Source organism: Cereibacter ovatus (genome assembly GCF_900207575.1).
Taxonomy (GTDB): domain Bacteria; phylum Pseudomonadota; class Alphaproteobacteria; order Rhodobacterales; family Rhodobacteraceae; genus Cereibacter_A; species Cereibacter_A ovatus.
The window spans coordinates 439,007-448,626 of record NZ_OAOQ01000001.1 but is presented as its reverse complement, the minus strand read 5'-3'; the positions used below and the strand labels follow the sequence as shown (position 1 = coordinate 448,626).

At 68.1% G+C, this 9,620-nt stretch carries 10 protein-coding genes; 2 read left to right on the top strand and 8 right to left on the bottom strand.

Annotation, left to right across the window (positions count from 1 at the left end; all coding sequences use genetic code 11):
- Positions 1 to 210: 210 nt before the first annotated feature.
- Positions 211 to 609: a hypothetical protein gene (locus CRO07_RS02125; protein ID WP_097029016.1), complete on the bottom strand. Its 399-nt coding sequence runs from the start codon at positions 607 to 609 to the stop codon at positions 211 to 213.
- Between the two features lie 159 nt (positions 610 to 768).
- Between CRO07_RS02125 and CRO07_RS02120 the strand changes: the two genes are divergently transcribed.
- Both CRO07_RS02120 and CRO07_RS18355 read left to right on the top strand, forming a co-directional pair.
- Positions 769 to 1,245, top strand: a complete 477-nt coding sequence (locus CRO07_RS02120) for a hypothetical protein (RefSeq protein WP_097029056.1) — start codon at positions 769 to 771, stop codon at positions 1,243 to 1,245.
- Between the two features lie 106 nt (positions 1,246 to 1,351).
- Positions 1,352 to 1,537, top strand: a complete 186-nt coding sequence (locus tag CRO07_RS18355; RefSeq protein WP_141400036.1) for a hypothetical protein — start codon at positions 1,352 to 1,354, stop codon at positions 1,535 to 1,537.
- A 204-nt stretch (positions 1,538 to 1,741) separates the two neighbouring features.
- Here CRO07_RS18355 and CRO07_RS02110 read toward each other — a convergent pair whose 3' ends face one another.
- The 7 genes from CRO07_RS02110 to CRO07_RS02080 all read right to left on the bottom strand — a co-directional run bounded on the left by CRO07_RS02110 (position 1,742) and on the right by CRO07_RS02080 (position 9,619).
- Positions 1,742 to 2,074, bottom strand: a complete 333-nt coding sequence (locus tag CRO07_RS02110) for a hypothetical protein (RefSeq protein ID WP_097029014.1) — start codon at positions 2,072 to 2,074, stop codon at positions 1,742 to 1,744.
- Positions 2,071 to 2,466, bottom strand: coding sequence for a flagellar export chaperone FliS (locus CRO07_RS02105; RefSeq protein WP_097029013.1), 396 nt, complete (start codon positions 2,464 to 2,466; stop codon positions 2,071 to 2,073). The genes CRO07_RS02110 and CRO07_RS02105 overlap by 4 nt, the downstream gene beginning before the upstream one ends.
- A 113-nt stretch (positions 2,467 to 2,579) precedes the next feature.
- Positions 2,580 to 3,182, bottom strand: a complete 603-nt coding sequence (locus CRO07_RS02100) for a hypothetical protein (protein ID WP_235840914.1) — start codon at positions 3,180 to 3,182, stop codon at positions 2,580 to 2,582.
- 139 nt (positions 3,183 to 3,321) lie between these two features.
- Positions 3,322 to 6,411, bottom strand: coding sequence for an Hpt domain-containing protein (locus CRO07_RS02095; protein WP_097029012.1), 3,090 nt, complete (start codon positions 6,409 to 6,411; stop codon positions 3,322 to 3,324).
- Between the two features lie 25 nt (positions 6,412 to 6,436).
- Complete coding sequence (locus CRO07_RS02090) at positions 6,437 to 6,841, bottom strand: response regulator (RefSeq protein ID WP_011908653.1); 405 nt, start codon at positions 6,839 to 6,841, stop codon at positions 6,437 to 6,439.
- Positions 6,842 to 6,896: 55 nt separating this feature from the next.
- The gene (locus CRO07_RS02085; RefSeq protein ID WP_097029011.1) at positions 6,897 to 8,903 is read right to left on the bottom strand and encodes a methyl-accepting chemotaxis protein; all 2,007 of its coding nucleotides are present in this window, start codon (positions 8,901 to 8,903) and stop codon (positions 6,897 to 6,899) included.
- Positions 8,900 to 9,619 carry a ParA family protein gene (locus CRO07_RS02080; protein ID WP_176504465.1) on the bottom strand — a complete coding sequence of 240 codons (720 nt, stop codon included), beginning with the start codon at positions 9,617 to 9,619 and terminating at the stop codon, positions 8,900 to 8,902. The genes CRO07_RS02085 and CRO07_RS02080 overlap by 4 nt, the downstream gene beginning before the upstream one ends.
- Position 9,620: the final 1 nt, after the last annotated feature.

Below are 9,620 nucleotides of genomic sequence, written 5' to 3'. Positions count from 1 at the left end.
TCAAACGCGCCCCTCACGGCCATCAACACCATGATTTATATCGGAAATATTGAGATCCTGACAGCAAAATCAGCGATTTACTTGGGGAATGTGGGTTGAAGATCACCGCCGCCCGCCCCGCATCGCCCGCGCGGAAGGCGGCAATCGCCTGCGCGAAGGGATCGGCCGCGGCCGGCCCCGCCAGTGCCAGACAGAGAACCGCCGCCAGCCTCATTTCCCCGCCATCATCACCAGTTGCAGATACAGCATCCGCCGTTTCGGCGCCAAAGGTCCGCGCTGTTCATAGACCACGACGCGCGGGCGCGCGGTGCCTTCGGTCTCGAACACGATCGAGATCGTGTCGGGCAGGAACACACCATACGCGGCCAGCGTGGCCACCGGCTCGGCCGCGAAACGGTCGCGAAACAGCGGGTCGATCCAGATCCGCGCCAGCGCCCGGCCCAGGATGTCGGGCAGATACCTTTCGACCTGGGCGCGGTTCTTCAGCCGGGTTTCAGTGCGGACAAGGTCGAAAGCCTCGGCATCGTCGCCTTCGCGCGCAGGACGCGCCGCCGCAGCCGGCAGCCGCCTCAGCACCGGCGCAAGCACATGCGGCAGGTTCAATCTCATCCTTCTCCCCTTTCCGGGCGATCTTCCGCTGTCTGCAACGACGCGCGGGGCGGGTTTCTTAGGCCGTGGCCCCCGTCTTCCGCAGGGGGCGCCACCCGTTCGGGCAGGCTGAAACGCGGGACGGATATCGCTATGATGCCCCACCTGTCGGAGCGTTCCATGTCCCAAGCCCGCCTTCAGTCCCGTGTCATCTTTGGTGCCGCACTGGCCGGACCGCTGGTGCTGTTCGGCCTTGGGATGGGCGTCACGATCTACCGCACCACGCCCGCGGCGCCGGTCGAGGTGGAGGAAAAGACCGGCCCCGAAGGCGCGTTGACCTATCTTCCGCTGCCCGATCCGATCAGCGCGACAATCCGCGGCGGCACCCGCACGCTGGACTTGCGCGTGACCTTCGCGGTCGAGGGCGAGCGTCTGGACATGATGGCGATGCACAAGCTGCTTCTGGGCGATCTGCCGCTGCTGATGGTCGAGTTGACCGAGGCCGTGCGCATCTGCGACGAGGCCCAGCCCTCGCTTGAGGCGTTCCGGCGGGCGTTGCCGGGCGTGCTGCGCGACGTGGCCAACAGCCGCTACGGCACAGCCGAGGTGCCCGACCCGGTGTATGAGGCGCTGATCACCGATTTCCGCGCCGGTTAGGACCGATCGCGCCCGCGCCGCGGCACGGGACTTGCACCCTGCGCCCTGAAACCCGCGTGACGATGGCGCCACCCGGCCGGGGACCGCCAGATTGAAGGAGCTTTCCATGTCCGACAGCACCGCCCGCCTGCTTGACGAGACCTTCGCGCAAGACCTTGACCGGATCGCGGTCGAAACGGTGTTCTGCGACGAGCGCGGGTCGGAATCCCGGCGCCGGCTGCGTCCGCTCAGCGCGCTGCTGGCACCGATTGCCGCGGCGCGGCGGCCGGCTGCGGCCTCCGTTTCCATCTGATCCAGCGGATCAGGGCCAGCGTGGCCGCCGCCGCCGTCAGCGTGGCGCTGATCGCTTCGGGTGTGGGCAGGATCGGGCCCAGGCGCTGAACGGCCTCGGGCCGCAGCGCCATCAGCAGGATGATGCCCCCCGCCAGCACAAGATAGATCCGCAGGAACCCGCAGCGCCGGCATGGGGCCGGCCGTGAGGGCTTGCCCGCGTCCATTACCGGCGCACCCCGTCGCTATAGGCCAGCCGCAGCCGCCGGGTCTGCTGGCGGTCGGCATCGGCCCGCAGGCGCAGGCCCTCGATCTCGGCTTCGGCCGCGCGCACCGCATCCAGCGCAGCGACCAGTGCGGCCAGAAGCTGGGCGCTGGCCACCCCTTCACGGCCCGGCCCGGCCAGCCCGCCCGCAAGGGCACGCAGGCGGTCGTCCTGCGCCACCATCGCCGCAAGGTCACCGCGGGCGGTGGCTTCGCGCAGCGCATCGGTCGCGGCGGCAAGGCCAAGACAGACCGATGTGGCAGAAGCCGGCAGGTCAGAGACCGCGGCCGTCATGGCCGCACCGCCCGCGCCGGCCCGATCTGTTCCCATGCTGACAGGATGCCGCCGATATGGGTTGCGGCATCGTCAAGTTGCGGCCCCGCTTCACGCCGGAACGCCGCGCTGACCTGAAGGCGGCAGTATTCATAGACCTGGAACAGGTTGCCGGCAATCTCGCCGCCGTTCTCGAAATCGAGGCTGCTTTGAAGGATATAGATCGCGGTGAAGGCGCGATTGAGGTGCTGGTCAGGATAGGACGACCCCACCGCCGCGGCGGCGGCCAGCGCCTTCAGCGACCGTTCCAGTTCCCGCAAGGTGACAAGGACGATCTGATGCGGGTCATCGACGACCTGAAATTCCGCCGTCTCTGCGCGCCGATAGCGGGCACGCGCATCTGCGAAAGTCATCCCCTGTATCCTTCCGTAAGCGGTTGGTGTTCAAGGGATTAAACGTCTCGATCCGGAAAAGTTTTAGCGGTTTTTTCCGACCCCGGCAAAGGCGGCGCGGCGGGCGCCCCGCCTCAGGCGGCCTTGTTGCCGGGGAAGACGGTGACGGGGGCGGCAGCTTTTGCGCTGCGGCGGAACAGCGGGCGGACGACAGAGGCACAGGCCGGCGCCGAAAGCGCCTCGGCGGCCATCGCCTGTTCGCGGCGCAGGCGGCGCAGCTCGGTGAAGGTGGCGCGGATCTCGCTGCGCGACGCGCCACGCGCCAGATGCAGATCATGTTCGGGCAGGAAGACCGAACCCGCGGTCCAGTCCATCAGGATCACGGCCAGCCGCGGATTGTCGATCCGCATCCGCGCGACCTGCGTCCATTCCGCGGCTTCCCGCCCCGCAGCCGAGGGCCACGAGATGACGACGGCATCCAGACGACGGCCAGACGACTGCCCGCGCGCACGAATGCCACAGATCTCCACATCGGCGCCCATGTCGCGCACCAGATCCACCAGACCGCGGCTGGCCGCGTCACCGATGAAACCGACACGGAAGCCGGCAAGGTTACGCTCGGAGGTGGCCACGGCATCGGCAAAGGGCTTCAGCGCCCCGCCCACCGCATCGATCATGCGGCCAGAAACCTCGGAGAACGACGGGCCGGAGCTTTTGAGACCGACGGCATAGAACATGGCGAACCCCTGAGAGTGACTGGCGATGTGGCCAAGGTGACCGTTCTTGACCCGCCGATCAATCTTGCCGTCCTCCGCCGATACGGATGCCCCCGCCCGCTTGTCTTTGGTCAGACGGGGCTACATCCTTTCGAGCGTATCAAACGGCTTCGGCGGCCTGTGGTTCGCAGATTCTATTGGCAGAAAGCACCATCCCCACGTCGCCGCCGGCCAGAAGCGCCAGTCCCGTCAGATGATTCAGCCGTGACAGCACCCCCCGCAGCAGCCGAAGCAACACAAGCTGCTGGCCCACCAGCTCGTCCACCGGAATCGCGACCGAACGGCCGGCGTTGCCCAGGATCACGAACACCCGCCGCAACGGCGGCCACGGCCGGTCTCGCCCGCCTTCCAGCGGATGGCCGCGCAGGCGGTGAATGGCCACGATCTCGCTGTCGCTGATCCGCAGCACGCGCTGCCCCCCCGCAGCCGAGATCGTCATCAGCATCTCGGGTTCGACCTGAAGAATGGTGCGGATCGCGTCAACCGGCACGACGTAGCGCACGCCATCGACGCCCACCACCATGCCCTCGAGCACCACCATCGACAGCGGCAGACCGATATGGAACCGCAGCCCGCCGCCCGGAACCGGAACCGCGCGGAAACTGCCGTTCAGCCGCTTGATCCCGGCCACAAGGTCGGTAAAGGCCGGCGTGTCGGCCTGCGGGCCACCATCGTCCTGCACCATGACGATCACCCGTTCCTCGTCGCGGCGCAGCGAGACATGAAGCTGGGCAGCGCCGCCGCCGGCGGGCTCCATCCGGATCGCAACCAGCCCGCGCAGCACCCCGCGCAGCCGCTCCAGCAGCGACAGATCCAGTGGCAACTCGTCGCCCGCCGTGGTCAGCCGCGCCTCGCGCCGGCTGCGCCGGGCCAGCGTCTCGACAAAGGTCTGAAGCGGCCGCAGCACCGTGCTGGCGGGACGCGCCCGCAGCGATACCGTTTCCTCTTGCAGCGCGGCAAGCTGCGCCGTCAGCGCGGTTTCGGCCTGTGCGATCTCTTGCAGCCGGGCCGCGTGGATGTCGAGCATCGCCCGCACCGAAGTCCGTGCCACGCCCCAGTCCCAGCCGGACTGGCGCATCAGCGTTTCCATTTCCTCGGCCAGATCGCTTTCGGCCAGTTCCGCCAGCAGGTGATGCACCATCGCCTGACTGGCCGAAATCTCGCCAATGGTTTCCAGCATTTCCGGCGTGATCGCGGCCCCCTGCGCCAGCGGCGCGTTACCGGGGATCTCGGTCGGGTCGGTCGCTTCGGCCTCGGACGGCCAAAGCGCCTGGGTCAGCTTCAGCCGCCGCCCCGACGGGTCCATCCGCACCAGCGCCTCGATCAGGTCGGGCTCATCCAGCCGCGAGGACACAAGGAAATCGAACAGCGTCTCGGCGCCACGGAACACCGTCACATTGGTGATCGAGCGCGCCTGATCGCCGCTCAGCCATTCAAGGAAGGCTTCGGCGATGCGGTCGTCATCGTTGATGTCGGTGCGCACGATGTAGAACCGCTTGCCCTTTTCCAGCTCCTCGGCGGCCGAGCGCACGCTGTCGGGCGACAGCACGCGGTGGAATTCGGACGGCAGTCCCAGCCTGCGTTCAATCGCGCCCGCAGTCATCAGACCATCGGTCAGGAAGCAGACATTGGCCGCTTCCTCGAACAGTCGTTCGAGAACCTCTGTCGCGGGTTTCTCGCCCTGTTCGATGGCATCCAGCGCCAGTTCGATCGTCTCGATGAAGCCGCGCGCGATGTGCAACAACATCGCATCGGGCGCCACACCCGACGAATGGACCCGGCTGAACAGATCGACCAGCGACATGGCAAGCTGAGCCGCCGTGTCGATGGAATGATGTTCGCAGGCGTGGTGAACCAGCCGCATCAGCCGGTCAAAGCGGCGGAACTCGGCGTCGCCCGCATGGGTGCGCAGCGTGTTCAGCACCGTTTCCAGCGTTGAAAGCGTGTCGAACGCATGGCCCGCGCACCAGCTTCGCAGCATTTTTCGCGGGCTGATACCGGCCGCCGCCGCGGCCTCGGGCATGATCGCCTCGACCGCGGACAACTCTTCATAAAGCTTCAACTCGCCGGTGCGAAACGCCTCGTTGCCTTCCGCGCCACGCAGGGCGTCCAGCGCCTCGACCACGCGCACATAGCCTTCGGCCGCGGCCGAGGCGCGAACCGCCGCGACCGCGCTTTCGATCTCGTCCGCGGCCGGGGTTTCGCCGGTTGCGATGCGGATGCCCAGATGCGACAGCCGTGACAGCGGATCGGCGATGGCTTCGAAGAACGGCCGGTCGCCCGCGGGCTGCGGCGGCACCTGGGGCGGCGCGTCCATCAGATCATCCAGCCGCAGCACCAGCGCCGACAGCGTCTCGGGATCGATCGAGCCGGACAGGAACGCGGCCAGCGCCTCTGCCCAGTCGTCAAGGCCCATCTGGCCGGCGGCATGTTTCAGCCCCTCGGCCTCGGATCGGGCAAGGCTGGCGGCGGGGCCTGGCTCGGCGGCAAAGCGCGCCAGTTGGGCCGCGAACTTGTCCAGCGCCCCCTGCGCCATGTCGCGAAAGATCGCGCGATAGGTGGGATCGTCGGCCAGCCGGCTGATCGCCCGCGCGGGTGCGGGCGCGGGTTCGGATGCGACGACCGGGTCCGGGACAGGCGCGGGCGCAGGGGCCGGGCTTGCCACGACGGGCGGCGCCTCGACAGCAACGGGGGGGGGCACGTCCACCACAGGCGGCGGCGGCGCGACCTCCACCGCCATGGCGGGCGCCACGGGATCGGGCGCGGCGGCGGCCTCGCCCCCGTCCCGACAGCGCGCGATCTTGTCCTGCAACTGCTCCATCAGCACCTCGGACCCCGACGGATCGACATCGGCCCGCGTCGCCGCCGTTTCCTCCAGCATCGCGCGCAGCACATCCGAGGCGAACAGCAGGATCTCGACGATCTCGGCATCCATCGCCACGCCTTCGTCGCGGACAAGGCCGATCAGATCCTCGGACAGATGGGCCCGGCTTTCGACCACCGACAGCCCCAGAACCCGCGAATTGCCCTTGAAGGTATGAACCGCCCGGAACAACGAGCCGACATGCGCATCCGGCGCCTCGCCCGCCTTCAGCGCCAGCAGAGAGGCCTCCATCGCGTCCAGCGCCTGCGCGCCATCGTCGGCGTAAAGCGCCCAGATCTCGTCCATTTCGTCAAAGTCGTCGGACATGGGCACACCCCTCTCCTGTGCCGCCTCAGGCGGCCATCAGCGTCCGCATCGTGCGGGCAAGCTCGTCGCCGGTCTTTTCCTCAAGATCGTGCGAGACGGTGCCCGAAGGCTTGGCCACCACGCCATCCGCGCCCAGTTCGCGCGCCCGCGCCGCATGGGGCGAGCCCGAAACCGCGACCGAAGACAGCATGCAGATCTTGGCGCGGGTCTTCAGCTTGGCGTGGCGCAGGAATTCCATTCCGTCCATCACCGGCATCTCGATATCAAGAAGGATCAGGTCCACGTTCGGCTGCGCCGCCAGCTTGTCCAGCGCCTCTTGCCCGTTGGCGGCCTGCGCCACCACCTTGAAATCGGGCAAGGTCTTGATGAAGCTGGCAATGTAAAGCCGCATCATGGCGGCATCGTCGACGATCATGACGTTGTAGGGCATGTCTTAACCTCGTTTGGGATGGCGGCGGCGGGCGTTGCTTCCCGCGGCCCGGTTCTCAGAAATCGGCAAAGCCGCGTTCGTCGCGGTCGGTGGGGTTGCTGGCATGGCCATTGGCGGCACCCGGCCGTGCAGCGCCCGCCGGGCCGACGGCCGGACGCACGGCAAGGCCCATCTGCGCCGCCACCATCTGCTGAAGCTGGGCCAGCATGTCCGGCGACAGCGCATCCAGCGACGGCAGCGCCGCGGTTTCGGTCTTGAGCTTGCGCAGCTTGAAGCGGCCGATCTCGGAGCGCATCGCCTCGGTCGCCGATTGCATCTGCGTCGCCGACGAGGCCAGCTCGTCCGCCTGCTGACTGGTCGACAGCGCCGACTTGGCGACCTCGCCGATGGCGGTCGAAATCTGCGCCACGCCGCGGGTCTGTTCGTCGGATGCCCGCGCGATGTCGTGGACCAGCATCTTCACCTTTTCGATGTCATCCACGATCGACACGAACGACCGCGACGTCTCGTGCGCGATGCGGACACCCGCCTGCACCCGGCTGCCGGAATCCTCGATCAGCTCCGAGGTCTCGCGCGCGGCCTTGGCCGAACGTCCGGCAAGGTTCCTGACCTCATGCGCCACAACGGCGAACCCGCGGCCATGCTGGCCTGCACGGGCGGCCTCGACCGCGGCGTTCAGCGCCAGAAGGTTGGTCTGGAAGGCGATCTCGTCGATCACCTTGATGATCTTGGCGATACCTTGCGACGAGACGCGGATGCCGTCCATCGCCTGAACCATCTCGTTCACCTTTTCGCGCCCTTCGGCGGCGACGGTGGCGGCGCCTTCGACCAGCAGGCTGGCCGAGCGCGCGGCGGCGGCATTGGCCTTCACCTGGCTGTCGGTTTCTTCCGCCGAGGCCGAAACCTCATCGACCGACGACGACTGAACAGCCGAGTTGGTCGCCAGCGACTGCGAGGCCTGGCTGACCTGAAGCACGGTCTGCGCGGTCTGTTCAAGCTGCACCGACAACGAGTGGAACACGCCGTTCAGGCTGGCATAGGTGCGTTCGAACGAGCGGACGATCTCGACGAAATCGCCGGTGAACTTCGACAGATCCACCTCGCGGTCCAGCCGGCCTTCCACGATGCTGTCCGACAGCAGGGCGATTTCGGCCGTCACAGCACGCATGTTGGTGCGGAAGCGGTCGATCACACGGTTGACCATCACCTTCTTGCCCGGCCACTGGCGCATCGGGGCATCGAAGTTGCCCTCGCCGATGGCCTCGAAGCAACGGATCGCTTCCTCGATGGACTGGACCTGCGCTTCGACCATCTCGTTCAGCGCGTCGGCCACCTGTACCAGTTCGGCCGGATAGCCGGCCGTTTTCATGCGGACATCGACATCGCCCGCGATATGGGCCGCCGACATGGCCTTGGCCTCGGCCAGAAGGCGGTTGATATACGCGGCCTGTTCGGCGCGTTCGTCATGGGCACGGCGCAGGCTGGCGCGCACGGCCTCGATCGCGTCATTGGCCGCGGCCTTGCCGCCCGGAAAGCGCGAAACCGGCGCGTCCAGATCGCCCTCGCCCATCTTGCGCACGCAGACCAGCGCCTCGGCGATGGTGCCGATATGGCTTTGCACCATCTCGTTCACCAGTTGCGCCACCGCGCCCATGTCCTCGGGATAGGCCGAAGGGTCCATGAAATGGGAAATGTCGCCCTCGACATGGGCGCGTGCCATCGCCTTCATGTCGCCCAGCAACCTTTCGATGTCCGAACGGACGACGGCACTTGCTGCGGCCGGCGCCGGGGCGGAAGCCGGGGTCTTTTCGGTCGTCATCTTCGCGGTCCTCGTTCTTGCCGGGGCGCGGCCGGGCTTTGCCGGGGCGGCCTCGGGGGCGGCGGTGGCCGGGGCGGACGTGGCCACGGCTTCGGCGGCGGCGGTTTCAGGGTCCGCAGCCTCGGCTTGCGGCGTTTCGGGCGCGGTGCCCTGGGCTGCCAGCCAGTCAAGCGGATCGTTGGTCAGGCGGCCCCCCGAGGCGGCGGCCGGCGCGGGGGCGGTCTTCTTCGGACGGCGTGTCATGCCTTGGTTCCCTTTCGTCTGGCGCGGCGGCCGTCCTGCATCAGCAGGCGGGCCAGGTCCGCATGGTCGGCCGCGCCGGTGCTGGCCGGCGCATGGGTGAAGATCGTGCGCCCGCGGCCCGGCGCCTCGGCCAGCTTGACCGAGGCGCGGATGGCGACGGGCAGAAGGGTCTCGCCAAAGCGTTCGGCAAGACGGGCGCGCACCTCGCGATGCACGGCAAGACGGTCCGAGACGCGGGTGGCCAGCAGCCGCAGCCGGCCCCAGTCCAGCCCCGCGGCCTGCATGGTGCGCAACAGCCGGTTCAGGCCCTGAAGGCCCAGAAAATCGGGTTCCAGCGGGCAAAGCACGATGTCGGCGCCCCGCATCAGCCCGGCGATCGCATCCGACCAGTTCGGCGGAGCATCGATCACCAGCCAGTCAAAGCCCGCGGCGGCCGGATCGGCTGGCAGGTCCGCCACGGCCTCGGACGCGCCGGGGACAAGGAACAGGCCGGGCTCGTCGGGGACCGCAAGCGGCCTGCCCGCCCGGCCCGACAGCCAGTCGGCCACGTCCCAGCCCTCGGACTGAAGGCCAAGGCTGGCGGTCAGGTGCATCTGCGGATCAAGATCAACCAGCAGCACCCGCCCGGCCCCGGCACGGGCCAGCGCCGCGCCCAGGTTGACCGCCGTCGTGGTCTTGCCGACCCCGCCCTTCTGGTTGCAGATCATCACCCGCATG

Coding starts and splice junctions, on each gene's coding strand:
- CRO07_RS02125 (WP_097029016.1), bottom strand. CDS start 609: ATGAGATTGAACCTGCCGCATGTGCTTGCGCCGGTGCTGAGGCGGCTG.
- CRO07_RS02120 (WP_097029056.1), top strand. CDS start 769: ATGTCCCAAGCCCGCCTTCAGTCCCGTGTCATCTTTGGTGCCGCACTG.
- CRO07_RS18355 (WP_141400036.1), top strand. CDS start 1,352: ATGTCCGACAGCACCGCCCGCCTGCTTGACGAGACCTTCGCGCAAGAC.
- CRO07_RS02110 (WP_097029014.1), bottom strand. CDS start 2,074: ATGACGGCCGCGGTCTCTGACCTGCCGGCTTCTGCCACATCGGTCTGT.
- CRO07_RS02105 (WP_097029013.1), bottom strand. CDS start 2,466: ATGACTTTCGCAGATGCGCGTGCCCGCTATCGGCGCGCAGAGACGGCG.
- CRO07_RS02100 (WP_235840914.1), bottom strand. CDS start 3,182: ATGTTCTATGCCGTCGGTCTCAAAAGCTCCGGCCCGTCGTTCTCCGAG.
- CRO07_RS02095 (WP_097029012.1), bottom strand. CDS start 6,411: ATGTCCGACGACTTTGACGAAATGGACGAGATCTGGGCGCTTTACGCC.
- CRO07_RS02090 (WP_011908653.1), bottom strand. CDS start 6,841: ATGCCCTACAACGTCATGATCGTCGACGATGCCGCCATGATGCGGCTT.
- CRO07_RS02085 (WP_097029011.1), bottom strand. CDS start 8,903: ATGACACGCCGTCCGAAGAAGACCGCCCCCGCGCCGGCCGCCGCCTCG.
- CRO07_RS02080 (WP_176504465.1), bottom strand. CDS start 9,619: ATGCGGGTGATGATCTGCAACCAGAAGGGCGGGGTCGGCAAGACCACG.